22 protein-coding genes are annotated in these 25,024 nt (G+C 70.6%); 6 read left to right on the top strand and 16 right to left on the bottom strand.

The genetic code is table 11. The features are described from left to right. Window positions 1-247: 247 nt before the first annotated feature. The gene (desA, locus tag VFO26_RS17665; RefSeq protein ID WP_325116404.1) at window positions 248-1,642 is read left to right on the top strand and encodes a syringate O-demethylase; all 1,395 of its coding nucleotides are present in this window, start codon (window positions 248-250) and stop codon (window positions 1,640-1,642) included. Window positions 1,643-1,700: 58 nt separating this feature from the next. Here desA and VFO26_RS17660 read toward each other — a convergent pair whose 3' ends face one another. Genes VFO26_RS17660 through VFO26_RS17650 form a run of 3 tightly spaced genes read right to left on the bottom strand, consistent with a single transcriptional unit; the run spans window position 1,701 to window position 4,671 of the window. Continuing rightward, a complete protein-coding gene (locus VFO26_RS17660) occupies window positions 1,701-2,681 on the bottom strand; it encodes an alpha-ketoacid dehydrogenase subunit beta (protein WP_325116403.1) in 981 nt (326 codons plus the stop codon). A 13-nt stretch (window positions 2,682-2,694) separates the two neighbouring features. Then, window positions 2,695-3,723 carry a thiamine pyrophosphate-dependent dehydrogenase E1 component subunit alpha gene (locus tag VFO26_RS17655; RefSeq protein ID WP_325116402.1) on the bottom strand — a complete coding sequence of 343 codons (1,029 nt, stop codon included), beginning with the start codon at window positions 3,721-3,723 and terminating at the stop codon, window positions 2,695-2,697. An 18-nt stretch (window positions 3,724-3,741) separates the two neighbouring features. After that, window positions 3,742-4,671: a sugar phosphate isomerase/epimerase family protein gene (locus VFO26_RS17650; RefSeq protein WP_325116401.1), complete on the bottom strand. Its 930-nt coding sequence runs from the start codon at window positions 4,669-4,671 to the stop codon at window positions 3,742-3,744. A gap of 106 nt (window positions 4,672-4,777) precedes the next feature. Between VFO26_RS17650 and VFO26_RS17645 the strand changes: the two genes are divergently transcribed. Then, a complete protein-coding gene (locus VFO26_RS17645) occupies window positions 4,778-6,355 on the top strand; it encodes a GMC family oxidoreductase (RefSeq protein WP_325116400.1) in 1,578 nt (525 codons plus the stop codon). Between the two features lie 157 nt (window positions 6,356-6,512). On the opposite strand, the gene VFO26_RS17640 is transcribed toward VFO26_RS17645, so the two are convergent. Further along, window positions 6,513-8,147 (bottom strand): FAD-dependent monooxygenase, encoded by a 1,635-nt coding sequence (locus VFO26_RS17640; RefSeq protein WP_325116399.1) that lies wholly within the window; start codon window positions 8,145-8,147, stop codon window positions 6,513-6,515. 47 nt (window positions 8,148-8,194) lie between these two features. After that, window positions 8,195-8,875: a Type 1 glutamine amidotransferase-like domain-containing protein gene (locus VFO26_RS17635; protein ID WP_325116398.1), complete on the bottom strand. Its 681-nt coding sequence runs from the start codon at window positions 8,873-8,875 to the stop codon at window positions 8,195-8,197. A 188-nt stretch (window positions 8,876-9,063) separates the two neighbouring features. On the opposite strand from VFO26_RS17635, the gene VFO26_RS17630 reads away from it, so the two are divergent. Next, window positions 9,064-9,513: a hypothetical protein gene (locus VFO26_RS17630; RefSeq protein WP_325116397.1), complete on the top strand. Its 450-nt coding sequence runs from the start codon at window positions 9,064-9,066 to the stop codon at window positions 9,511-9,513. Between the two features lie 218 nt (window positions 9,514-9,731). Here VFO26_RS17630 and VFO26_RS17625 read toward each other — a convergent pair whose 3' ends face one another. Beyond that, on the bottom strand, window positions 9,732-11,717 hold the full coding sequence (locus VFO26_RS17625) for an acetoacetate--CoA ligase (protein ID WP_325116396.1): 1,986 nt from the start codon (window positions 11,715-11,717) through the stop codon (window positions 9,732-9,734). A gap of 189 nt (window positions 11,718-11,906) precedes the next feature. Between VFO26_RS17625 and VFO26_RS17620 the strand changes: the two genes are divergently transcribed. Next, window positions 11,907-12,062 (top strand): SDR family oxidoreductase, encoded by a 156-nt coding sequence (locus VFO26_RS17620; RefSeq protein WP_325116395.1) that lies wholly within the window; start codon window positions 11,907-11,909, stop codon window positions 12,060-12,062. Between the two features lie 3 nt (window positions 12,063-12,065). Here the strand turns inward: VFO26_RS17620 and VFO26_RS17615 are convergent, their stop codons facing one another. The 4 genes from VFO26_RS17615 to VFO26_RS17600 are packed head-to-tail and all read right to left on the bottom strand — an operon-like array spanning window position 12,066 to window position 15,731. After that, window positions 12,066-12,887, bottom strand: coding sequence for an SDR family NAD(P)-dependent oxidoreductase (locus VFO26_RS17615; protein WP_325116394.1), 822 nt, complete (start codon window positions 12,885-12,887; stop codon window positions 12,066-12,068). Beyond that, the gene (locus VFO26_RS17610) at window positions 12,884-13,906 is read right to left on the bottom strand and encodes an NAD(P)-dependent alcohol dehydrogenase (RefSeq protein ID WP_325116393.1); all 1,023 of its coding nucleotides are present in this window, start codon (window positions 13,904-13,906) and stop codon (window positions 12,884-12,886) included. Before VFO26_RS17610 ends, VFO26_RS17615 begins: the two co-directional genes overlap by 4 nt. Continuing rightward, window positions 13,903-15,357: a GMC family oxidoreductase gene (locus VFO26_RS17605; protein ID WP_325116392.1), complete on the bottom strand. Its 1,455-nt coding sequence runs from the start codon at window positions 15,355-15,357 to the stop codon at window positions 13,903-13,905. Before VFO26_RS17605 ends, VFO26_RS17610 begins: the two co-directional genes overlap by 4 nt. Next, window positions 15,354-15,731 (bottom strand): hypothetical protein, encoded by a 378-nt coding sequence (locus VFO26_RS17600; RefSeq protein WP_325116391.1) that lies wholly within the window; start codon window positions 15,729-15,731, stop codon window positions 15,354-15,356. Before VFO26_RS17600 ends, VFO26_RS17605 begins: the two co-directional genes overlap by 4 nt. A 149-nt stretch (window positions 15,732-15,880) precedes the next feature. On the opposite strand from VFO26_RS17600, the gene VFO26_RS17595 reads away from it, so the two are divergent. Next, on the top strand, window positions 15,881-16,741 hold the full coding sequence (locus VFO26_RS17595; protein WP_349259100.1) for an amidohydrolase family protein: 861 nt from the start codon (window positions 15,881-15,883) through the stop codon (window positions 16,739-16,741). Between the two features lie 53 nt (window positions 16,742-16,794). Then, window positions 16,795-18,384, top strand: coding sequence for an FAD-binding oxidoreductase (locus VFO26_RS17590; protein ID WP_325116389.1), 1,590 nt, complete (start codon window positions 16,795-16,797; stop codon window positions 18,382-18,384). 52 nt (window positions 18,385-18,436) lie between these two features. On the opposite strand, the gene VFO26_RS17585 is transcribed toward VFO26_RS17590, so the two are convergent. From VFO26_RS17585 to VFO26_RS17560, 6 genes are read right to left on the bottom strand one after another with little or no spacing between them, the layout of a single operon-like run. Then, the gene (locus VFO26_RS17585; protein WP_325116388.1) at window positions 18,437-19,399 is read right to left on the bottom strand and encodes an NADP-dependent oxidoreductase; all 963 of its coding nucleotides are present in this window, start codon (window positions 19,397-19,399) and stop codon (window positions 18,437-18,439) included. Then, window positions 19,396-20,205 carry an HAD-IIA family hydrolase gene (locus tag VFO26_RS17580; RefSeq protein ID WP_325116387.1) on the bottom strand — a complete coding sequence of 270 codons (810 nt, stop codon included), beginning with the start codon at window positions 20,203-20,205 and terminating at the stop codon, window positions 19,396-19,398. The genes VFO26_RS17585 and VFO26_RS17580 overlap by 4 nt, the downstream gene beginning before the upstream one ends. Next, complete coding sequence (locus VFO26_RS17575; RefSeq protein WP_325116386.1) at window positions 20,195-21,676, bottom strand: hypothetical protein; 1,482 nt, start codon at window positions 21,674-21,676, stop codon at window positions 20,195-20,197. The genes VFO26_RS17580 and VFO26_RS17575 overlap by 11 nt, the downstream gene beginning before the upstream one ends. After that, window positions 21,676-22,116, bottom strand: coding sequence for an acetyl-CoA carboxylase biotin carboxyl carrier protein (locus tag VFO26_RS17570; RefSeq protein ID WP_325116385.1), 441 nt, complete (start codon window positions 22,114-22,116; stop codon window positions 21,676-21,678). Before VFO26_RS17570 ends, VFO26_RS17575 begins: the two co-directional genes overlap by 1 nt. A gap of 5 nt (window positions 22,117-22,121) precedes the next feature. Beyond that, window positions 22,122-23,186: a PEP/pyruvate-binding domain-containing protein gene (locus tag VFO26_RS17565; RefSeq protein ID WP_325116384.1), complete on the bottom strand. Its 1,065-nt coding sequence runs from the start codon at window positions 23,184-23,186 to the stop codon at window positions 22,122-22,124. Next, window positions 23,183-25,003, bottom strand: coding sequence for a PEP-utilizing enzyme (locus VFO26_RS17560; RefSeq protein ID WP_325116383.1), 1,821 nt, complete (start codon window positions 25,001-25,003; stop codon window positions 23,183-23,185). Before VFO26_RS17560 ends, VFO26_RS17565 begins: the two co-directional genes overlap by 4 nt. Window positions 25,004-25,024: the final 21 nt, after the last annotated feature.

The following is a 25,024-nucleotide window of genomic DNA, read 5'->3' as shown; positions in this document are numbered from 1 at the left end:
GCGCGAGCCTAAACGACGTCCGGTCGACGAGACAACACGAGGAAGGACGCGGCTTCGAGCGACGCGCCACCCTCTTGATCGCCGCCGGAACCGCGCCCTTCGGCCTCAGCCTCTGTCGAGTTCTGCTTCACAGCGTGATTATCCCCCTTTACATCGGGCGTCGAGCGCGTAGTAGCCTCGGCTTGCCGGTCGAGAAGCGGGTCGGGCTCGCCCGGCGACCACTCGAGCTGGACAAGGGAGGACGAACGTGAGTCATCGGAGTCTCGAGGCAGTGCTCGCGGCGGCAGGGAGCCCCGTGGAGCTCCTGCGGAACTCGCAGGCCGGGCCCAACGTCTATCCGGGCGTCCCGGCCGAGTTCACGAACTGGCGCGACGAGCAGCGAGCCTGGCAGACGACCTGCGTCCTCTTCGATCAGTCGTTCCACATGAACGACCTGGGAATCTCGGGGCCCGACGCGTTGAGGCTCCTTTCCGAGCTCGCGGTCAACAGCTTCGAGGGCTTCGCCGTCGACCGGGCGAAGCACTTCGTGCCGTGCACTCCGGACGGGTTCGTGATCGGTGACGTGATCCTGTTTGCGCTGGCCGAGGATCGGTTCAACCTCGTCGGCCGCGCGCCCGCGCTGAACTGGGTGATGTACCACGCAGAGACCGGCGGCTACGACGTCGAGGTCGATCTGGACCTGAGGACGGCGCTCCGAACGGACGGGCGGCGGAGGTCCTACCGCTTCCAGGTGCAGGGACCGAACGCGATGGACCTGATCGAGAAGGTCCTCGGCCAGGCCGCCCCCGAGCTCAAGTTCTTCCACAAGACGAGGGTGACGATCGCAGGCCGGACCGTCAGCGCCCTGCGTCACGGGATGGTCGGCCAGCCCGGCTGGGAGCTGTTCGGACCATGGGACGAGCGGGAGCCGGTGCTCGAGACGCTCCTCGAGGCAGGTGAGGAGTTCGGCCTCCGGAGAGTCGGGGGCAGGGCGTACTCCTCCAACACGCTCGAGTCCGGCTGGATCCCCTCTCCGCTCCCCGCCGTGTACTCGGGCGAGCGGCTCGAGGCGTACCGCGAGTGGCTCCCGGCAACCGGGTACGAGGCCTCCGCGTCGATCGGCGGCAGCTTTCCCTCCGACGACATCGAGGACTACTACTTCACGCCGTGGGACCTCGGCTACGGCAACTACGTCAAGTTCGACCACGACTTCGTGGGGCGCGAGGCGCTCGAGCGGATCGCGGAGGACGAGCACCGTGTCAAGGTCACGCTCGCGCTCGACGACGAGGACGTGACCCGCACGATCGGGACGATGTTCCGGAAGACGGACCGGGCGAAGTTCATGGACTGGCCCTCCGCCGTGTACTGCATGCACCCCTTCGACCTGGTCACCGTGGACGCCGAACCCGTCGGCGTCTCGACCTGGATCGGCTACAGCGCCAACGAGGGCAAGATGCTGACCCTGGCCGTCCTGGACGCGGCGCAGGCAGAGCCCGGCACCGAGGTCGTCTTCCACTGGGGGGAGGAAGGCGGCGGCTCGACCAAGCCGACCGTCGAGGCCCACGTGCAGACCGAGATCCGGGCCATCGTCAGCCCCGCTCCGTACGTCGAGACCGTCCGCCGGGACTACGCACCCGGAGGCTGGCGAACCGCCCACGCCTGAAGGCTCCCTCCGGCGCGGACGCCGGCAGCGGCGCGGTCGGCTTCCGGTCGGCCGTGACTCAGGCGGGGACGGGCGAGAAGCCGACCGCCTGCTGCACGGCGGCTGCGATCTTCGTCTCGTCCGGGAGCAGGTACGCCTCCATCGGCTGGCTGTAGGGGATCGTCGCGTCGAGCGCGGTCACGAGGCCGATCGGGGCCTTCAGCGCGGAGAACCCCTCCGCTGCGACCTCCGCCGCGATCACCGCCGCAGCCGACGCGTGCCGGGTCGCCTGGTCGACGACGACGAGCCGCCCGGTCTTCTCCACCGACTGGACGATCGTCGCGGTGTCGAGCGGCGCCAGGGTGCGCGGATCGATGACCTCCGCCTCGATTCCCTCGCCCGCAAGCTGCTCGGCCGCCGCGAGCGCCTTCCCGACGGTCCAGCCGATGCCCACGATCGTGACGTCGCCGCCCTCGCGGACGACCGCCGCCTCTCCGAGCGGCACGACATGCTCGCCCTCGGGCACGTCGCCGTGCTCGAGCGTCAGCAGGTAGTTGTGGAAGAACACGACCGGGTTGTCGTCACGGATCGAGGCGGTCATCAGCCCCTTGGCGTCGGCGGGCGTCGACGGCACCACGACCTTCAGCCCGGGGACGCCGAGGAACATGCCGTAGATCGTCCCCGTGTGTTGTCCCGCCCAGCCCGCGGTGAACCCGTACCCCGCCTGGAGCACGATCGGCACCTTGACCTGGCCGCCGGTCATGCCGTGGAAGCGTGGCGCCTCGTTCACCACCTGGTTCATCGCGACGAGCATGAACTCCGCCATGTACAGCTGGACGACCGGCCGGTAGCCCGCGAAGGCCGCGCCGACCGCCATGCCGATCTCGGCCGTCTCGGAGATCGGCGTCACGCGGACACGGTCGCCGCCGAACGCCTTCACGAACGGGTCGTCCTCGCTGAGCGCCAGGTTCTGGCCGAAGTAGAGGATCGTCTCGTCGCGCTCCATCTCCTGGTGGACCGCCTCGCCGATCGCCTGGATGTAGGGAAGCTCGCGTGCCATGTCTTCGGTCCTCCTAGGCGTAGACGTAGTCGACGGCCTTCTCGGGCGCCGGGAACGAGCTGGAGAGCCCGAAGTCGACGGCCTCCTGCATCTCCTTCCGGGCCGCCTCGGCGATGGCGTCCGCGTCCTCGGCGGAGAGCACGCCGTCGGTCACGAGGCGCGCACGGAAGCGCGGAACCGGGTCGCCCCGCTTGGCGGCCTCGTACTCCTCGACGTTGCCGAAGATCGCGACCGCCTCGTGCTCGGGGTAGTGGAGCGGCACGCCGGGCGGCGCGATGATGTTGCCGTGGGCGCTCAGCCGGTAGACGCGCGACTCGACCAGCGTCGGCCCGTCGCCCGAGCGCGCGCGCTCCACGGCCGCGTGCATCGTCTGGTGGACGGCCACCGGGTCGCCGCCGTCCACGGTCACGCCCGGCATGCTGTGGGCCTTCGCCTTCACCGCGAGCGGCTCTCCCGCCGCCGCGTTCGCGTCCTCCTGCTCGACGGGCGTGTAGGCCTGGTAGTTGTTGTTCTCCATCACGAAGACGACCGGGAGCTTCCAGAGCGAGGCGATGTTGAGGGTCTCGTGGAACGCACCCTGCTTCGTCGCGCCGTCGCCGAAGAACGAGAGCACCACCTGGTTCTTCCCCCGGATCTGAGCCGCCCACGCGACACCCGCGGCGTGCGGGATGCCCTGTCCGACGATCCCGGAGGTGCCCAGGAACCCGCGGCCCACGTCGGTCAGGTGCATCGAGCCGCCGTAGCCCTTGCAGATCCCGGTCTCCTTGCCGTAGATCTCGGCCATCAGCGCCTTCGGGTCGGTGCCGAGCGCGAGCGGGTAGCCGTGGCAGCGATACGTCGCCGTGAGCTGGTCGTCCGGCCCGAGCGCGGCCAGCGAGCCGACGATCGAGGCCTCCGCGCCGTCGGCGAGGTGCGTGTGGCCGCGGATCACGCCCGGGTGCTCCTCGAACGTCCGCTTCACCCGTTCCTCGAACTCACGGATCCGCGCCATCTGCGTGTACATCCAGGTCAGCCGTTCCTTCGAGAGGCCGTTATCGGGCACCGAGGCTCTCCTTTCTCGCTATGGCGCCGGCGAAGCCGGCACCTCCGCTCCTTCGACGCCTCCGGCGAGCCGACGGGTGTCTCGTGAGAGCTCGAGCTGCGCCCTCGTCGTCTCGTAGGCCCGGTCGAAGATCTGCTCGATCGGGAGGTTGCGGAGCTCCTCGGAGAGGACCTCGACGCCCCACGGCCCCTGGTACCCGATCTCCCGGCACACGGCGACGTACTCGACGATCGGGAACTCGCCCTCGCCGGGAAGCCTGCGCCTGTTGATCACCTCGTCGAGCCGATCCTCCGCGTACTCGAACGGCCCGTCCGAGAGCTCGACCCAGGACAGGAACCGGGCCGGGAGGCGCCGAAGCTCCTCCGGCTCGAGCCGCAGCTTGCCCAGGTGCCAGGTGTCGAGCGCGAGGCCGCCGTTGGGCGCGTCAGCGCCCTCCACGACAGCGAGCGCCTTGTCGACGTCGTTCACGGTGACGTCGTAGGGCATGAACTCGTAGGCGACCGTCGCATCGGTGTGCCGGGCTGCGTCGGCACACAGCTCGCCGAACGCCTCGACGATCCGCGGCAGCTCGCACTCCGTGCCGACGATGTTCCCCACCTTGACGTGGTGGACCGGCAGGGCGCCGGCTGCCTCGAACAGCAGCGCGCGTCGCACGTCGGAGTCGCGCCGGCGCTCGTCGTGCGGGTCGAGGAACCAGTCCCCCAGGAACTCGAGCTCGAGCTGCTCCATGCCGTGGTCGTCCAGGACCTGACGCACCTCCCGGAGCGTCCGCTTCTCGAGCACGTGCTCGAGGTCGGCGTGCCAGAGCCCGATCCCCTTGAATCCGACCCGTGCGGCCTGCTCGCAACGCTCGCGCAGGTCGAAGAGGCTCCACTCCCGCCCGAAATGCACCTCGACCGGTCCGGAAGTCGTCCAGTAGAGGGCGATGAGGTCGTCGCTCGCGCCCATTCGAGGCGAGCCTAACCGGCGAGCGGACGTCTCGCCAACAATCTTGGTAACGGGATCGCGAGCCAATAAGCTCCGAGCCGTACCCCGAGTCAAGGAGTGCCCGATCGTGGCTGACTACGTGATCGTCGGAGCCGGCTCTGCCGGATGCGTGCTCGCCGCTCGCCTCAGCGAGGATCCGGACGTCTCGGTCCTCCTGCTGGAGGCAGGCGCGCCCGACACGGCGGCCGAGCTGCACGTCCCGGCGATGTTCCCCCTCGCGTTCAAGTCGAGCCTCGACTGGGACCTCTACGGCGAGCCGGAGCCCGGCCTCGGCGGGCGGCGGCTGTACTACCCGCGCGGCCGCGTGATCGGCGGCTCGAGCTCGATCAACGCGATGATCTACCTCCGCGGGAACCGCGCCGACTTCGACGAGTGGGCGGAGATGGGCTGCACCGGATGGTCGTACGACGAGGTGCTGCCCTACTTCAAGCGCTCGGAGGACAACGAGCGCGGCGAGAACGAGTTCCACGGTGTCGGCGGGCCGCTCGCGGTCTCGGACAGCCGGTCCATGAGCCCGCTCATCGACGCCCAGCTCGAGGCTGCGACGCAGGCCGGCTACGAGCTGATCGACGACCTGAACGTCGACCGGCCGGAGGGCGTCTCGCGCTTCCAGCTCACCCAGCGGAACGGCATGCGCTGCAGCGCTGCGGACGCGTTCCTGCACCCGGCGGAGGGACGCCCGAACCTCGAGGTGAGGTCAGGCGTCTTCGTGGAGCGGATCGTCTTCGAGGGCGAGTGCGCCGTGGGCGTCGAGCTCGCCCGTGACGGCGTGCGGGAGACCGTACGGGCGGAGCGCGAGGTGATCGTCTCCGCCGGCACGTACCAGTCCCCGGTGCTGCTGATGCTCTCGGGGATCGGCCCTGCCGATGACCTCGACGTGTTCGGGATCGCCGTGCGGGAGAACCTGCCGGTCGGGCACAACCTGCAGGACCACTGCATGGTCAACGTCAACTACCTCACGGACGAGCCGGGTCTCTTCGGAATCTTCACGCCCGAGAACTTCGGGCTCCTCGAGACAGAGGGCCGCGGCCCCCTCACCTCGAACTACCCGGAGGCCGGCGGCTTCTTCCGGACACGCTCGGACCTGCCGGCGCCGGACGTCGAGTTCCACTTCGCGGCCGCGCCCTTCTTCGACGAGGGCCTGACACCGCCGCCCGGCAACGGCTTCGCGTTCGGACCGGTGATCGTCAAGCCGACCTCGCGCGGCCGGGTCGGCCTGCGAACGCCGATGGCCGACTCCAAGCCGACGATCCTCTCCAACTTCCTCACGACCGACGAGGATCGGGCGAGCGTGCTCGAGGGCGTGCGGATCGCGCTCGAGATCGCCTCGCGGCCCGCGCTTCGCGCGATCCAGCGAGAGCCGCTGAGCGTCCCGGCCTCGGACTCCGAGGACGACATCTTCGACTGGGTCCGCCGCGCGAGCCAGACCGTGTACCACCCCACGTCGACCTGCGCGATGGGCGCCGTCGTCGACGCCGAGCTCCGCGTTCACGGCGTCGAGGGGCTTCGCGTGGTGGACGCCTCCGTGATGCCGAAGATCACCCGGGCGAACACGCACGCGGCGACGGTGATGATCGCGGAGAAGGCGGCGGACATGATCCTCGGGAAGGCGCCGCTCGCCCCGGCCACCGCTGCCGCGACCTGACCCGGCCCGACGATGGAGCGCAGGCCGCGAACAGGGTCGAGCGGGCGCAGGCCCCAGAACCCGGAGCTGAAGCCACGCCCCGGAAAACCGGGGCTGAAGCCACGCCCCGGAAACCGGGGCTGGAGCCACGCCCCTGAAACCAGAAGGGGCGGCGACGCTAGAGCTGGGCGCCGGAGACCACACCGCGGCCCAGCGCCGCGCCGAGCGCGTGGGCGAGCTCGCTCTCGGGGTGGGCGTGTGACGCTCTCGCTCGCCAGGCGATGAACCCGTCCGGCCGGACGAGCACGGCGCCTGCCGCGCCGGTCCCGTAGGACGTCTCGAGCCCGCCCGTCGTGTCGATCACGTCGTCCCCGACGCGATAGGCGTCGAGCGGCACTCCTGCCGACACCGCCGCCGCGCGTGAGGCGGCGCACCAGCTCTCGCCACCCGGCCCGGCGACAAGAGCGAAGTGGCGCCCGAAGAGGTCCAACGTCGACCGTTCGACGCCGTCGACGGTGATCGGGACGTGGGGCGCGCGGAACCCGGGACGGCCGGACGGCTTGCCGGGGTCCTCCCACATCGCGTCGTCGCCGTCCGCTCCGAGCACCACGGCGGCCGAGCGGTGACGGTAACCGAGCTCGATCGGGGCCTCCCCGACGATCGGCATCAGGTCGTCCTTGCCGAGCGAGGGATCGAGCCGTAGCACGTAGCGCGTGTAGGCCTGCTCTGTCGTGAATGCCCCGACCGGCTGGCGCTCGGCGTCGTAGGTGGCCAGCAGTGCTTCGTCCGCGCGGCCGTCCAGGACGTGCGCGAGCTTCCACGCCAGGTCGTACCCGTCCTGCACGCCGCAGTTGCCGCCGAACCCGCCGGTGGGGGGCATGACGTGCGCGGCGTCGCCGGCTATGAACACGCGGCCTTCCTGTAGCCGTGCGGCGTACTCGGCCGACGCCGACCAGCGCTGGACGTTCTCGATCTCGACCGGGATCTCCGGGTCGCCGAGCGCCTCGCGGACGTAGCGGATGCAACTCGGCGTGCTCATGTCCTCGCCGATCCGGACCGACCGCGTCCCGTCGTCGTCGACGGTCGAGTTCACGACGAGGAAGCCCGCCTGGAGATCGATCGAGAAACGGAAGAATCCCTGGAGGCGAGGGCCGAAGACGTAGACGACGCTCAGGTTGCGCTCGCCCATCAGCGCGCGCACGTCGGCCCTGAAGTAGATCGTGATGCTGTCCGAGAAGCTCCCGTGGCCGAGCTTCTGGATGCCGAGCCGCTCCCGGATCGGGCTGTGGGCGCCGTCCGCTGCGACGAGATAGGAGGCCCGCACGCTGCGTTCGGGCCCGGCGTCGCGCGGTCGGACGACGACGGTCACGCCCGAGTCGTCCTGCTCGACGGAGGCGGCTTCCGACGCGTACCGGATCTCCGCACCCAGACGTTCCGCGGCGCGGAGCAGGACGGGCTCGAGCCCGATCTGCGTGACGAAGACCCGCTTCGACGGGCTGAGGTCCTCCACCCCTTCGTTGATGAAGCGGAAGTACCAGTCGAGCTCCTTCCCGCCGAGGCTGTCGACGGACACGATCGCGCCGTTCTGGACGAACTCCCGCGCGGCCGCCTCCTCGATCTCCTCCTCCAGGCCGACAGCGCGATACGTCTCCATGGTGCGCTGGTTGACGAGCGCGGCCCGCGGGTGGATCGCGGTTCCGCGATGGCGCTCGAGGACGAGCGACGGGACGCCGTGATGTCCGAGGAAAACCGCTGTCGACAGCCCTACGAGGCTGCCGCCGACGATCAGGACGGGAACGTCTTCGTGGGCCATCTCCGCCTCCACCTGCTCGCTTGAGGCGTCAATCGTGGCACAAGGTCTCAGTGCCGGGGCGTGAGCAGCTTCCAGTGTCCCTCGGATACGACGTCGACGGTCCCGTCGACCACTTTGATGGCGGTCTCGTCGTTGATCGCGTACGCCGGACCCGACAAGCCGGCCGCCCAGCGTTCCGCGTTGGCCATCGTGTTGGACGGCAGGTCCTCGTTGTCCACGTGCGGAAAGATCGAGAAGTCGACGATTCCGAGTGTTTCGTCGCCGCCGGTGGGCGGCTTCCAGCCGACGAAGTCGGCCCCGATCCTGGGGGTCATCACCATGCTCCCGGCGCTCAGCCCCACCCAGACGGTCTCGTCCAGCGACGGCAGCAGGTCTGCCAGCCCGGACTGCCGCATCCAGTGGCACAGGTACAAGGCATCGCCGCCCGAGGCCAGCAGGACGTCGGTCTCCTGGACGAGGGGAACCCAGCGTTCTTCGTCGATGGTGGGGAGCGCGGTCAGCTCCAGCACTCCCAAGGACCTCCAGCCCAGCTCGCACATCGGGCAGCGGGGTTCTTGTCCACTGATGAACTGCCACACCTTCTCGCCGGGACCGACCCAGGGGTGCCCGTACATCGCAGTGGGGATGCAGAGGGCGCTGGACTCGCTGATCGGCTTGCCCAGCAGGTCGACCAGCGCGTCGTGGATGCTCGCGTTCTTGATGCCGGCGGACGTGAGAAGAAGCTTCAAGGTGCCTCCCGGATTCGTTGATGTAGGCGAGAGCGTTCTCGGGGCTTTGCGGGTCCGTACGCGAGACTGGCACGGCGGCGCAAACTCATCGGTTGCGGCCAGCTCCAGCGTCCTCTTCAGGGGACATTCCAGCCGGCGCAGGTGACTTCCCCGGCGCCCCCTCGAGCCAAGGTTCTACGATCGCTCGCGTGGCCGAGTTCGTCCCGCGCGACTTCGACGTCCCTCGGCTGCTCGAGACGCCGCAGTTCGTACTCGAGCCGCTCGACCCCGCGCACAACGACCAGGACTACGACGCGTGGACCTCGTCGCGGGAGCACATCCGTGCGACGCCCGGATGGGAGGACAGCAGCTGGCCGCGGGAGATGACGCCGGACGAGAACCGGGCAGACCTGCAGCGCCACGCCGACGACTTCCGCAACCGGACCGGGTTCACGTACACGGTGCTCGATCCGGTGAGCCGGGACGTGATCGGGTGCGTCTACATCTACCCGCAGCCCGACAGCGACCACGACGCCCGTGTGCTCTCCTGGGTGCGGGCGAGCCACGCGCAGCTGGACACGCCGCTCTGGCGCGTCGTGAGTAAGTGGCTCGGGTCCGACTGGCCGTTCCGGGGTGTCGAGTACGCGCCGCGCACCTAGATGATCGATGCCACGATCTCGCGCGCTCGGCTGCGCGGTCTGGCGCGTCTGGGCCGCTTCCGGGCGGGAAGGCCCGCGTGACGGGCCTTCCCGCCCCGTGCGCTTCGTGTGCCGAGCACCTCACCGATGCCACCAGCATCGCCGAGGCACGCGGCCCACGCGGCTGAAGCCACGCGAGGCCGGGAGCCACGCCTCAGGGGGTGGCCTCACCCCGGGCGTTACCCGACCGGCGCGCGGGTGCGGGCGAAGGCGGCGAACGGCTCGATCGAGGCCGGGTCGACGAGCGCGTCGCGCGCGGCGACTTCGGACACCTTCGCCCCGGTCAGGATGCGCTTGACCGGGACCTCGAGCTTCTTCCCCGTCAGCGTGCGCGGGATCGCGGGCACTGCCACGATCGTGTCCGGCGCGTGGCGTGGCGAGAGCGAGTTGCGCAGGGCGTCGTCGATGCGCGTCCGGAGCCCGTCGTCGAGCTCGACCCCGGGGCGGAGCACCACGAACAGGAGCAGCTCGTCCTCTTCCTCGAGGTGGACGACGAGGCTGTCCAGCACCTCGTCGTGCTCCTCGACGACCGAGTAGATCTCGCTCGAGCCGAGCCGGACTCCCCCGCGGTTGAGCGTCGCGTCGGAGCGGCCGGTGATCATCGAGCTTCCCCGCTCCGTGAACACGATCCAGTCGCCGAAGCGCCAGATACCCGGGTAGTGGTCGAAGTACGCGGCGCGATAGCGGGAGCCGTCGTCGTCGTTCCAGAACCCGACGGGCATCGACGGCATGGGCTGCCTGATCACGAGCTCGCCGAGCTCGCCGACGACCGGCTTGCCGTCGGGCCCGAACGCCTCGGCGTCGACGCCGAGCATGCGAGTCGACATCTCGCCCGCGTAGACGGGGAGCAGCGGGACACCCTGCACGATCCCCGTGCAGACGTCGGTGCCGCCGCTTCCGACGTTGACCATGACGTCCGGCCCGAACTGCTCGTAGAGCCATGCGTACCCCTCGAGCGGGAGCGGCGAGCCGGCCTCGCAGACCATCCGGACCGACGAGAGGTCGAAGAGGCGCCCCGGCTCCAGGCCCTCCTTGCGACAGGCCATCGTGAACGCCGGGCTGAGCCCGAAGAACGTCGGGCGCACCTTCTCCGCGAGCGCCCACTGGAAGGAGACGTCCGGGTAGACCGGATTGCCGTCGATCATCACGATCGACGCGCGGAGCAGGAGCACCGAGACCAGCGCGTTCCACATCATCCAGGCGGTCGTCGTGAACCACTGGAGCCGGTCACCGGGCTGCAGGTCCCAGCTGAAGCCGTGGTTCTTCAGGTGCTCGATCAGGATGCCGCCGTGACAGTGCACGATCGCCTTCGGCAACCCGGTCGTGCCGGAGGAGAAGAGGACGTAGAGCGGGTGCGCGAACGGCAGGGGGTCGAAGGCGAGCTCGCCCTGCTCGCGCAGGAGCTCGTCCCAGGAGACCGCGTCCGGGAGCGCGTCGTCGGGTCCGCCTGCGTAGGGGACGTGCACGAGGGCCTCGAGGCTCGGCAAGCCGGCTCGCACCGGCGCGACCTGCTCCCGACGATCGATGTGCTTGTCGCCCCAGCGGTAGCCGGCGACCGCGAGCAGCACCTTCGGCTCGAGCTGGCCGAGGCGGTCGAGCACGCTGCGCACGCCGAACTCCGGCGGGCAGGTCGCCCAGATCGCGCCCAGGCTCGCCGTCGCGAGGAACGCGACGAGCGTCTCGGGGATGTTGGGGAGGTAGGCGACGACGCGGTCGCCGGGCCCGACCCCGAGCCGCTGCAGGCCCGCACGCGCCCGCGCGACCTGCTCGCGCAGGTCGCCGAACGTGAGCTCGATCGGGTCGCGCGACTGCGAGTGCGCGACGACCGCGACGGAGTCGACGTCCTCGTCCCGCCCGACCATGTGCTCGGCGTAGTTCAACCGGGCGCCGGGAAACCACTCGGCGCCCGGCATCTCGCGCGACCCGAGAACCCGCTGGTACGGCTCGTGGGCGCGGATCTCGAAGAAGTCCCAGACCGCGGACCAGAACCCTTCGAGATCGGCGATCGACCAGCGCCGCAGCTCCTCGTAGTCGGAGAGGTCGAGACCGCGCTCGCTGCGCAGCCAGCCCATGAAGCGTCCCAGCAGGAAGCGCTCTCGCGCGTCCGCGGGCGGCGTCCACAGCACCTGGCCCTGCGTCAGCACCCGGCCATCGCCAACGGTCACGTGGCGATCCTAGACCCCGCGGGCGGCGGGGTTCGAGCCAACGACGGAGGAGGACGGGCATGGGAGTGCTGGAGGGGAGGGCCGCGATCGTCACCGGGTCGGCGCGGGGGATCGGGAGAGCGACGGCCGAGCTCCTCTGCTCCCACGGAGCCTGCGTCCTCGTGATTCCCGCTCGGCATCCCGGGGCAGATGCGCGAGGGCGCCGCGCGCGTCATCCCGCTGGGGCGCGGCGCGACCCCCGAGGAGGCGGCGGGGCCGATCCTCTTCCTCTGCTCGCCGTGGTCGAACTTCGTCCAGGGCCAGGTGCTCACCGTCAACGGCGGCCAGAGCACGGGGATGACGTAGCCCTCAGGCGGAGCCCGCGAGGACGAGCGTGCCGCCGTCGATCAGGTACGCGGCGCCCGTCATGAAGCTCGACGCGGGCGACGCGAGCAGCAGCACGAGCCCCTTCAGCTCCTCGGGCTCCGCCATGCGCCCGAGCGGGACGGTGGTCGCCCACATGCGCTCCTGCTCCGGATCGGGGTCGAGGGTCACGCCTCCTCCGATGCGCGTCCCCTTGAACGGCCCCGGGCAGATCGCGTTCACGAGCACGCCGTCCGGCGCGAGCTCGAGCGCGGCCTGCCGAACGACGTTGAGGACAGCTGCCTTGCTGGCGGTGTACCCGTAGCAGACGACCGGCTCGGGGCGCAGCCCCGCGTTCGACGACGTCACCACGATCCGGCCCGACCTCTGGCGCCTCATCACCGCCGCCGCGTGCTTGAGCGTGAAGAGGACGCCGTTCAGGTTCACGCCGAGCACCTTGTCCCAGTCCGAGCGCTCCACGGTGTCGAGGCGCTGCCCTCCCTCCACGGCGGGCCCCGGGACCGCCGCGATGCCCGCGTTCGCGAACACGACGTCGATCCCGCCCTCGGACGCGACGACGTCCTCGACGAGCCCCGCGACCTGCGCCTCGTCCGAGACGTCGACGACGAAGGAGCGCACGGTCCCTCCGCGCTCGGCAAGCTCGGTCGCGACGTCCGCGAGCCGCGCGTCGTCGACGTCGGCGAGGGTGACGTGAGCCCCGCAGTCGGCGAGCACCTCTGCCATCGCCAGGCCGAGCCCGCTCGCGGCGCCGGTGACGACCGCCCGCGTCCCCCGGACGTCGAAGATCCGCTCCTGGACACTGGTCAAGGCACCAGGACGGCGCGGCCCGTCACCTCTCCCTGGCGCAGCTTCTCGAGCACGTCGTTCACCTCCTCGAGTGGATGGCGCTCGCTCCGCAGCGTCACCGAGCCGCTCGCATGCAGCCGGAGAACCTCCCAGAGGTCGATCCAGTTGCCGACGAGGTTTCCGGTGACGACCGTCTCCCCGGTCACGAAGCCAACGGAGGGGTGCGACACGGTCCCGCCGTAGCCGACGATCGAGTAGATGCCCTGCCGCGCGAGCATTCCGAGCGCCGAGGAGTGCGTCTCGTCGGTGCCCACGAAGTCGACGACGACGTCGACGCCGGCTCCGTCGGTCAGCTCGCGTGCGGCACTCGCGACGTCCGCGTCCTCCCCGAGCACCTCGTCTGCGCCGAGCTCACGTGCCAGTGCGCGGCGGCGCTCGTCCGTGTCGATCGCGACCACCCTCGCGGCGCCGAGCACGCGGACGAGCTGCAGCCCGATGTGTCCGACCCCGCCGACGCCGATTACCGCGGCCGTGCTGCCCGGCTGGAGACGCGGTACGAGCTTCTTGACGGCGTGGTACGCGGTGATGCCGGCATCGGAGTGCGGCGCCACGTCCGCGGGCTCGACGCCCTCCGGCAGCGGGATGATCGAGCGCTCGTCGACGAGGACGTACTCCGCAAAGCCGCCGTCCCGCGTCAGCCCCGTGAACTCGTGGCGCTCGCAGAACACGTCCTGGCCGCGTCGGCAGGGAACGCAGAGCCCGCAGCTCCAGGCGGGATAGAGGAGGACCGGGTCGCCGACGGCGGCAGCCGTGACGCCGTCGCCGACCGAGTGCACCCAGCCCGCATTCTCGTGCCCGAGCACGACAGGCAGACGGACGCCCGCGGGCTCCATCAGGCCGTCGATCGCGTGGAGGTCGGTCGCGCAGACGCCCGCGCCGCCGATCCGGACGACGACGCTCCGTGGGCCGCTCGGCTCGGGCTCGGGGCGATCGACGAGCTCGAGCGGGCGGTGGTACTCGGCGAGGAGCGCCGCCCTCACGCGGGAACCGCCGTGGCCGCCCTCGGGCCGAGGTAGCCCCCCGGGTCGGCGTCGAGGTGCTCTGCGAGCCGTGTCGCCAGTGCCATGATCGTCAAGGACGGGTTCACCGACAGCGTGCGCGGGACGAGGGACGCGTCACCCACGAAGAGGCGCTTGACGTCGTGCGACTCGCCGTTCCGGTCGACCACCGACCGGGCTGGGTCGTCGCCCATCCGGCAGGTGCCCTGGACGTGGGTCGACGCGAGGCCGGTCCAGTAGACCTGCTTCGCTCCTGCGGCCTCGAGCACCTCCCTGCTGAACCGCAGCCCCGCGTCGACGCGCTCGAGCTCGTTCGGCCGGAGGTCGACGTCGAACCGCTCGGCGCCCGACTCGTCGACGACGACGGCGGAGTTGTTGTCGTCGTTCGCCAGCGAGAGCAGCCCGATCCAGCGCCGGAACCCGCGCACCGCCTCGACCAGGCGCGGGCCCCAGAGCGGCCCGCCGTCGTCGCAGAGCGTCGTCGCGAAGGAGATCGGGTCCTGGATCGTCGTCGCCTCGATCACGAAGCCGCCGTCCTCGTCGTGCTGGTGCTGCATGCAGTGCGCTGTGATCGGGTAGACCATGTGCGCGTCCTGCGGCTCGTCGAAGAGGCCGTACACGAGCCGGATGGGGTGGATCCCGAGATACCGCCCGATCGAGGCGTTCGGGACACCGGACCGGATCAGGAGCTGCGGGGTGTTGAGCGCGCCGGCGGCCACCACGACCGCGCCTGCGCGTGCCGTGTGCCGCTCGCCTGCACCGTCGACGTACTCGACCCCCGTCGCCACGGAGCCGTCGACCAGCACCCGCTCGACCTGGGCGTGCGCTCGCAGCTCGAGGATGCCGCGCGCGAGGGCGTCGGCGATGTACGTGTTCATGGTCGACTTGCCGGCGTTGGTCGGGCAGCCCTGGATGCAGGAGCCGCAGCTGGTGCAGTTCGCGTCCGTGTACGAGCTGACGGGCTCGAGCTCGGCGCCGAGGGCCCGGAAGCCGGCGTCCACGGTGAACACGCTCTTCTGCCAGTCGGCCCGCTCCCGCACGCCGAGCACACGCTCGACCCGGTCGTAGTACGGGCCGAGATCGGATGCGGCGAACGGCTCCTTCCCGTCGTTCGTCAGCCCCGTCGCCGGGTGCCACTTGGCGACGTCGCGCTCGTGCGCCCGCAGTGCGACCTTCGTGTTGATCGTCGTCGTCCCGCCGACGCAGCGCCCGGCGAGGAAGGCGACCATCTCACCGCGCGGCGCCGGGGCCAGTCGCAGCGGCCAGAAGAGATCGTGCGCCGCCTTCGCCTCCCAGCGCGTGAAGTCGGGAGCCCGCAGGTGCGGGCCGCACTCGAGCAGCAGGACGTCGCGCCCGCGGCCGGCGAGCTCCGCCGCGACGACGCCGCCGCCCGCTCCGGAGCCCACCACGACGACGTCGAACTCGGTCCTCACGCGATCCCCAGGTAGGACCAGTCCTTGTCGAGGCGCGTCGCGAGCGGCGAGTTGAAGTCGATCGCGGTCCACGCGCCGGGGCCTTCCTTTCCCGCGGCCACGAAGTCGCTGTAGTACGCCTCGATCGCGAGCGCGCGCACGAGGCCGAACTCCGGCGTGCGCTCGTGCCGGGCCAGCGCGTCGGCCCCCTGCGCCGCGGCGGGCGCGAGCGCGTCGATCGAGGCCAGCGCGCCGTCGCGGGCCTCGGGCGGCATGCCCGAGATCACGGCGTCGATGTAGACGGCGGGCCCGACGCGTCCCGAGCCGGGGACGATCAGCTCGCAGAGCATCTCGACCGCCTCGACGCGGCCCGCATCGAGAGTCCGGGGGGCCACCCGGCGACTCTAAGCGAGCCGCCCGGGACGCGTCAATCGCGGCCGGCGATCCGTGTGCTCCCGCGGCGTGAGATGATCGGCTGCGTGACCGATCCGGCCGACGGGGCGAGGACGCGGCGCGGTGACGGCGTCGAGGAGCGTGACCCGTGATCGACGTCGGGGCGGTCGTCGCGATCGACGTGCACGTCCACACCGAGCTCACGCGCGACGGGCACGATCCGATGCCGTCCGAGCTCCGGACGGCCGCGAGGGCGTACTTCCGAAGCGACCAACCGCTTCCGACCGTCGACGACGTCGCGACGCACTACCGGGAGCGGAGCATGGCCGCGGTCGTGTTCACCGTGGACTGGGAGTCCCGCAGCGGCATCGCGCCGATCCCGAACGAGGAGATCGCGGAGGCGGCCGCGGCCAACGCGGACGTGCTCGTGCCGTTCGCGAGCGTCGACCCGGCCCGACCCGACGCCGTCGAGCGGGCCCGGCGGCTGATCGCCGAGCACGGCGTCAAGGGGTTCAAGTTCCATCCCAACCTCCAGGCGTTCTTCCCGAACGACCGCAGCGCCTATCCGCTCTACGAGGCGATCGCGGAGGCCGGCCTGCCCGCGCTCTTCCACACGGGCCACAGCGGCATCGGCACCGGCGTCCCCGGGGGAGGCGGCTTCCGTCTCAAGTACTCGAACCCGATCTGCCTCGACGACGTCGCCGCCGACTTCCCCGAGCTGCAGATCGTGCTCGCGCACCCGTCGTTCCCCTGGCAGGACGAGGCGATCTCCGTCTGCCTGCACAAGCAGAACGTCTGGATCGACCTCTCCGGGTGGTCGCCGAGGTACTTCCCGCCGCAGCTCGTGCAGTACGCGAACTCGCAGCTCCGCACGAAAGTGCTCTTCGGCTCGGACTTTCCGTTGATCACGCCGGACCGGTGGCTTGCCGATTTCGCCGAGGCGCCGTTCAAGGACGAGGTCCGGCCCCTGATCCTCAAGGAGAACGCCGCGCGCCTTCTCGGCTTGAGCTGAACGCCGCGCTCCTCGTATGCTCGAGGCCGCCCGCTATCGACAGGAGGTGCCCGATGGCAACTGCGCTCACGTCCCACCTGTCGGAGGAGAGTCTCGCGCTCGCGCTCGATTCCTTCCGCTCGGCTCTCGGCTCCGAGGCGGTGATCGCGGGTGAGGACGAGCTTCGCGAGTTCCGCGACCCGTTCGCGTTCGCGGCATCGGACGACTACACGGCGTCGGCGGTGCTCATGCCGGAGACGGTCGACGAGATCCAGCAGATCGTGCGGATCGCGAACGAGCACAAGGTTCCGCTCTGGACACACGCGACGGGCATGAACAACGGCTATGGAGGCCCGGCGCCCCGCCTGAAGGGGTCCGTGATCGTGAGCCTTCGGAGGATGAACCGCGTGCTCGAGATCGACGAGGACAGCGCGTTTGCCGTGGTCGAGCCGGGCGTCCGCTGGTTCGACCTCTACGACGCGCTGCGCGCGGGCGGGCACAGGCTGATGGTCTCGGTCCCCGACCTCGGCTGGGGAAGCGTCGTGGGCAATGCCCTCGAGAACGGCGCGACGTATCTCCCGACGGGCTCCGACATGGCGGCCGCGTGCGGGATGGAGGTCGTGCTGCCGAGCGGAGAGGTGCTCAGGACCGGCATGGGAGCGATGCCGGGCAACCGGGCCTGGCACGTCTACAAGCGCAGCCTCGGGCCGTCCCTCGACACGCTCTTCATGCAGTCGAACTTCGGGATCGTCACCAAGATGGGTGTCTGGCTGATGCCCTACCCGGAGTGCTACATGCCGCTCTGGCTCAGGGTCTGGAACGACGACGACCTCCCGGCGCTGGTCGAGACGCTGCGTGCGCTCATGATCGAGCGCACGATCGAGAATGTGCCCCAGGTCTGGAACACGATCGCCTCCGCCTCGGTGCTGTCCTCGCGATCGGCCTGGTACGAGGGCGAGGAGCCGATCCCGGATGGACGGATCGACGAGATGGCGCGCGAGCTCGAGGTCGGCCGGTGGATGATGCGCTTCGCCCTCTACGGCGACGAGGCGGTCGTCGACCACCGGTTCCGCAAGGTGAAGGAGGCCTTCGGGCGGATCCCGGGAGCCGAGGTCTGGGGCGAGAAGCACTCGCCGGACGCGTTCGCGGAGCTCGAGAACCCGCACGAGCGCGTCCAGGCCGGCGTCCCGAACCTCGACATCAACCAGATGACCGGCTGGTACGGAGGCGAGGAGGGAGGGCACATCGGCTTCTCCCCGGTCGCGCGGCTGACGGGCCCGGATGCCGTCGCCCTGCGCGACCTCATCCGGGGGCTCGTCGAGCAGCGCGCGCGTCTCGACTATGCAGCCGTCCTCATCCCCACGAACGCGCGCAGCTTCATCCACGTCACGATGGTCATCTTCGACACGAAGAACGAGGCCGAGGTCCGGCGTGCGTACGACACGAGCCGGCTGCTCGTCAGCGAGTGCGCGAAGCACGGGTACGGCGAGTACCGGGCCCATCTCGACTTCATGGACCTCGCGGCAGAGCAGTACAGCTTCGGCGACCGCGCCTACATGCGGTTCGTGGAGACGATCAAGGACGCCGTCGACCCGAACGGAATCCTCTCGCCGGGCAAGCAGGGCATCTGGCCACGGTCGTTACGCGAGCCTGCGGAGGCGTAGGTCGCGCGCGATCCTGCGCTTCAGACCTCCAGGTCTCGGCCGTGGTGCACGGTCACATGCGCGTCCGCTCGGGGAAGACGATGACCGCCCGGCCGCGGAGGCCGCCCGCTTCCATCCGCCGCTGCGCGTCGGCCGCCCGCTCGGGTGGGTACGTGTCGGCCACCCGCGGCACGAGCACCCCGCGCACGGCCAGGTCGCGTACGTCCCGCAGCCAGTCCGTCCGGTCGAGCACCGTCCCCACCAGCACGCGCTCGATGCGGATGCCGTCCTCCACATCGTCGCCCTCGAAGCCTCTGACGACGGCGATCGCTCCGCCCTCGCGGATCGCGGGGAACATCCGGCGCGTCAGGAGCGCAGTGTCGAAGACTGCGTCGACGCCGTCGGGTACCGCGTCGCGCAGCGCGGCAACGAGCGCGTCGCCGCGCGGCAGGACGACGTCTGCGCCGAAGCCTCGGACGAGCTCCTCGTCGTCGGGGAACGCGTCGGCGAGGACCAGCAGCCCACGCTCCTTCGCGATCGGGATCACGTAGGACGCGAGCAGGCCGGCGCCTCCGGTGACCGCGAGCGTCTGCCCCTCGTCGAGGCCGAGCAGCTCGAGGCCGTGCAGCGCGGTCAGCCCGTTCATCGGCAACGTCGCCGCCTCCTCGAGGGTGGCGTCGTCCGGGACGGCGACCACCGACGCTGCCGGCACGACGACGAGCTCCGCCTGCCCGCCGCCTTCGGGACGTCGCGGCGAGAGCGCCGCCATCACCCCGTCCCCGACGGCGACGCGCTCCACCTCCGGTCCGACCGACTCGACGATGCCCGCCGCGTCCATCCCGGGCACCCACGGTGGCGGCAGCCCGTCGATGCCGCGCTCCCGTACCCCGATGTCCGTCGGGTTCACGGCCGCCGCCCTGACGGCGATCCGAGCCTCGCCCGGACCCGCCTCCCGGACGTCGCGCTCGATCACGTCGAGAACGTCCGGCCCGCCGGGTCGCGTGATCCCCACCGCCCGTGCCGTCGCGCTCCTCACAGCCACTCCAGCAGGTCGGCGACGCTGTCGACCGCGTGGTGCGGCCGGCGTTTCTGGGGCACGCGGCTCAGGTCGAGGGCGCGGCTGATCCCGCTTCGGACGAGGACCGTCGTTGAACGGCCCAGGTGGCCGAGGGCCACGTCGAGGAACAGGTCGTCGCCCACGACCGCCAGCTCCTCCGAGGGAACGCCGAGACGGTCTCGCATCGCGCGCACCGCTGCGTGCGAGGGCTTGCCGACGACGACGGGCCGGGCGCCGCTCGCCTTCGCGATCGCTGCCGTGGCCATGGCGCCGCGGCTGAGGATCGGGCCGTCGGCTCCCGCGTACGCCGCCACGTAGCTGCCGGTGAGAAGCCGGGCGCCCGCGATCACCGTGCGGGCGGCGAGCTCGAGCAGGTCGAAGTCCGCCCGGCCCGGTTGTGCGACGAAGACGGCGTCGACGGAGGCCCCGTTGCTCCCGTCGACGAGCCGAACGCCCGCTGCCTCGAGGTAGCGGTGGGCGGAGTCGGTGAGGAGCGGCAGCACGCGGGCGTTCCCGCGGAAGCGCTCGAGGTACGTCTGCACGGAGCAGAGCGGGGTCAACAGCTCCTCGTCGGCGATCGGGAGACCCGTCTCGCGGAGCTCGCCGGCGAGGGCGGCGGGCGGCACATGGCTTCCGTTCGTGAAGAGGGCGTACGGCCGCCCCGACGCGCGAACCCGCTCGAGAACCTCGCGCGCTCCGGGGATGACCCGCACCTCGGCGCCCGCACGGTGCACGAGCGTTCCGTCGACGTCGAAGACGAACCCGCGGACCTCGTCAAGACGCACGGCGCCACACCACCAGGTCGTCGCCCTTCTGCACCCGCAGGTAGGAGATCTGCCTGCGTCGCTCGATCTCGCGCAGGAGACGGACGAGCGGAGCGCGGTCTCCTGCGTCGACCGGCACAGAGCGCTCGGCGATCGCGGGCTCCGCCCGCATGGCATCGACCTGCTCCTCCGGCATCGTCAGCCGCAGCAGGAGCTCCTCGTCCGAGATCCGCCGACCGAAGCGCGCGCGGACGCCCTCGAGGCCGATCGGCTCCGCCTCGCGCAGCTTGCCGACCTTCGGCAGCGAGAGCACCCGGTCGGCCACGTCGGGATCCGGTGGTGCGGCGAAGTCCCCGTAGTGCCCCAGGAAGTAGCGAACGGTCTCGTCCGACACGTTCAGCCAGCGCTCGGAGTCGATCACGTTGCGCGTCGCCTGGTACGCGACGAGCTGCGACACCGGGGTGACGAGGATCGGATACCCCATCTCCGCCCGCACGCGGACGACCTCCGCGAGAACCGCGTCGAACAGCTCGGGGCGCCGGATCTCCTCCAGCATGCGCTGCGTCGTGGTCACCATCCCGCCCGGGAGCTGGTGGTGGTAGTAGGCGGCGTCGTACTCGCGCGGCTCGCCCGGCGGCAGGCGTTTCTCGCGCACCAGCTCGCGGAAGTACGTCGACACGCGCCCGAGGGCCTCGGGATCGAGGTCGTGCTCGTACCCCTCGGCCGCGAGGTTCCGGAGCGTCGACTCGGCGGTCGGCTGGGAGGTCCCGTTGCCGGCAGGCCCGACCGCGGTGTGGAGCACGTCGAAGCCCACCTTCAGGCCCTCCATGTACGCGAGGGGCGCGAGGCCGATGGTGCAGTGGCTGTGGAGCTCGACCGTTCGTCCGGTGGCGGCGAAGTGCGGGCCGAGCTCGCGCACGGCGTCCGTCGTCAGTAGGCCGCCCGGATCCTTCAGGTAGAAGCGGTCGATGTCCGGGCAGTCCGCGAGCGCCGCGACGCGCTCGGCGTAGTAGGCGTGCGTGTGCACGGGGCTGATCGAGTACGTCAGCCCGACGACGATCTCCTCGACGCCCTCCTCGCGGGCCATCCGCGCGACGCGTCGCAGCGCGCTCGGGTCGTTGGCCGGCTCCGCGAACTGAAAGCGGCGGATGCCGTTGCGGACGACGCATCGGAAGGCGAGGCGCATGACCTCCTCGTCGCAGGGCTGCCAGGCGATGAAGCGCATGCCGGTCGTGATGAAGTTGAGGAGCGTGCGCGGCATGGCAGCTCGCATCAGGCGGATGAGCTCCCACGGATCCTCCCGGTGGAAGCGAACCGAGACGGACATGTGCGTGCTCGAGGTGAAGTCGAGCGCGTGGAACCCCACCTGCTCCATCGTGGGGGCGATCGCGAGGATCTCGTTCGCCGTGAGCCCTGTGGCGCCCCAGAGGCTCTGGTTGCCGTCGCGCGTCGTGGTGTCGACCACGTCGACGAGCCTGCCCGATCCCGGCATCACACAGGCTCCACGCTGAACAGGGGCTGACCGTACTCGACGAGCGCCGCGTTCTCGGCGTGGATGTCGGCGATCGTGCCCGAGACCCCGGCGGGGACCGAGTTCATCATCTTCATCACCTCGATGATGCAGACGATCGTGTCCGACTCGACGCGCGTCCCGACGTCGACGAACGGCGGCGAGCCTGGGCTCGGCGACCGGTAGAAGACCCCCAGCATCGGCGCCTCGATCGTGAGCCCGTCGGCGCCCTCGGGGGCATGGGCGCGGTCCGCCGCGCCGGGACCGGGCTGTGCGCCTTCCGTGACGGGCTCGACGGCGGGAGCCCGGCCGCCCCTCACGAGGTGGAGCGAGAGGCCTTCCGTCTCGATGTGCAGCTCGTCGAGCTCCGCACCGTCGACGATGCGAAGGATCTCGCGAACGTCCTCGTCGCTCAGCGCCATGGAACCTACGCCTCGCGATCTCCGGCGCCGAACCTGCTCATCACGAGCGACATCGCCGACGTGCCCTGCGGAGCCTGCCGGCGCCTGGCCAACGCGGTCACCGGCCGCGACTGGACGACGAAGAGGCTCTCCGGGAGCCCGCGTCCCCTGGCGATCGCCCATTCGACGTCCTGGTGGGCACCGAAGCGCCGCTCGACACGGCGGCCGACGTCGACGAGCGCCTCGAGCGCAGGCCGGTCCAGGCAGGCGAGCGCTCTGCGCTCCTCCGGCACGTCGATCCTGACCGCGCCGCGTCCGCCGCCATCGGGGACGTACTCGACGTCCTTGGTGTGGACGTGCTCGCGGACGACCTCTCCCGTGACCTTGCTCACGAGGTAGTCGTCGGGTGTCACCTCGCCTCCCACCACCGCGAGCCCGAGCCCCCAGCTCGCGTTCACGGCGATCATGCTCGGGTCGCCGCTCACCGGGTTGCACGTGAACATGACGCCCGAGACCTCGGCGTCGACCATCAGCTGCACCGTGACGCCCATGGCGCGCTCCGCCTGACCGAGGCGCGCCCGATACGCGATCGCGGGCGGGCTGTAGAGGCTGACCCAGCAGTCGCGCACCGCGTCGCAGACGTGATCGGCGCCCCGCACCCAGAGGTACGTCTCCTGCTGCCCGGCGAACGTCGCGTCCTGGCTGTCCTCGCCCAGCGCACTGGAGCGCACCGCCACCGGCGGTTCCGCGACCCCCACTTCCTCCGACAGCTCGTCGTAGCGTCGGCCCAGCTCTGCACGCACGACGTCCGGCACGGGTGCGGAGCGCATCGCCTCGCTGATCGCGTGCGAGGCTGCGCCGAGGGAGTCGACGTCGTCAGGCGAGGTCCGAGACAGCTCGACCGCGATCTTCCCGGCGAGCCCGGCCTCCTCGACGAAAGCGCGAAAGGCGCCAATCGACAACGCGAAGCCCGGCGGGACCGGGATCGCCGCCGCGATGAGCTCGCCGAGCGACGAGCTCTTTCCTCCGAACTGCGCCCTGTCCTCGCCGCGCAACGCGGAGAGCGGGAGCGTGTGACCGTGTGCGCTCACTCGAGCATCGTGACGGTGCCGGCCGACCCGTCGACGCGGATGCGCTGCCCGGTGCGGATCTGCGAGGTGGCTCGGCCGGTGCCGACGACGGCGGGCAGCGCGTACTCACGGCACACGATCGCCGCATGCGACATCACACCGCCGATGTCGGTCACCGCGGCCTGGATCTTCGAGAAGATCGGCGCCCAGGCGGGTGACGTGATGCTGCACACGAGGATCTCGCCCTCGCGCACGTCGCCGATCTCCCGCGCCGTCTTGACGACGCGCGCGACGCCCTCGACGAGCCCCGGCGAGGCGGGCGTGCCGCTGAGCGTCGGGCCGCCCTCGGCTTCACGCGCCCAGGCATGCACGCGCTCCGTCGTGACGCCCCACAGCATGATCAGCGCGGGATCCAGGACCGCCTCGGGCACCGCGCCCACGGCGGGCGGCGGTGTCCACTCGGCGAGCCGCTCGAGCAGGTCCTTCCGCCTCGTCACGATCGGTGGCCAGTACGTCGGGCCGCGCGGTTTCCCGCCCGTCGCCCAGGTCAAGAGGAGCTCGTCGAGCGCGGCGTGGACCTCCAGGCGCGAGAGCTGGAAGACGTCCTCACGGTCCTCCAGGAACCCGTGCGCGGCGAGCAGGTCGCCGAACCCGCGGATCTTGTTCCACCAGCTGGTGAGGAACCAGTAGTCGCAGAAGAACTTGTGCTCCTCGACGTAGGGGAACACCGTCCGCGCGAGAGCGAGCAGCTCGTCGAAGGCCTTGCGCGTCTCGTCGTCGAGCAGCGCGCCGTACTCGTTCGCCAGCCGCTCGCGCTCCGTGGCGATGTGTTCGGCGGGCCGTTCGATGTCCTCCCCGGCCCTGAGCGCTCCGATGTGACCGATCAGCGACGCGTACGGGATCGTGGGGTCGTCGAGCCAGCTGCCGTAGTAGTGGTAGAGGCCGTCGCCCGTGGCCATGTGGAACCACGGGTGCTTGACCTCCTCCAGCTCCGCGAGCCACGCGCGTCCGGCGTCGCTCTCGCCCAGCTCCGCGTCGATCTCCCCGGGCGAGCGCCCCTCGACGAACGCCGGGTCCACGCCTGTCTCGATCGCGAGCCGGGCGAGCCGGCGAAGCTCCGCGTCGGGCCGGAACAGCAGCACGTCCAGCCCGGCGACCATCTGTGCGATGTGCTGATCGGGCATGTCCGGCAGGTTCGCCTTGCACAGCTCGGCGAAGGTGACGTAGGCGCCGTAGCCGAGGAGCAGGAACTCGAAGTGGTTCTGCCACATGAGGTCGGCCAGCCGGAGGACGCGGCGGTACGCGTCGAGCACGGCGCAGTAGCTCGTCTCCTGGTCGCCGAAGGCGACGTCCTCGGGCTCGTACTCGTGGAGCCGGGGCACCTCCAGCTGGTCGAGCTCCTCGATGAGCGCCTCCATCTTCGTGCGCCACGCCGCGTACAGCTCGTCCCAGTTCGCGAAGTAGTGGCCGGCTCGTTTCTGGAAGTGCTCGGCACGCTCCGCGATCTTCGCGGGATCGGTCACGGGGTTGCCCGAGATGTAGATGTAACCGTTGATGCAGCGGTAGTCGATCCCCATCGCGGGCGGGACGGCGAAGACGCGGTTCTGCCACGAGCCGAGGGCCTGGTAGGCGGTGTCGATGCAGATCGCGTCGAACGCCGGCATCGGCAGCGGGAAGTGCATCGAGTTCCAGAACCAGAAGCGCTGCTCGTCCGCCTCACGTCGTTCCTCGTCGAAGAGCGCGTAGTACGGGTACATCTCCTCCCAGCCCTCGCATCCAGGCGGTGTCTCCACCTCGTACGGGCTCGGGAAGGACCCAACAGGTGACGCCGTTGCCATCTGGTCTCCCTCCTCGCAGCC

Origin of the sequence: Gaiella sp. (assembly GCF_035710885.1) — a bacterium.
Classification (GTDB): Bacteria; Actinomycetota; Thermoleophilia; order Gaiellales; family Gaiellaceae; genus Gaiella.
The sequence above is the reverse complement of the archived record's forward strand: the minus strand, read 5'-3'. Positions and strand labels throughout refer to the sequence as shown.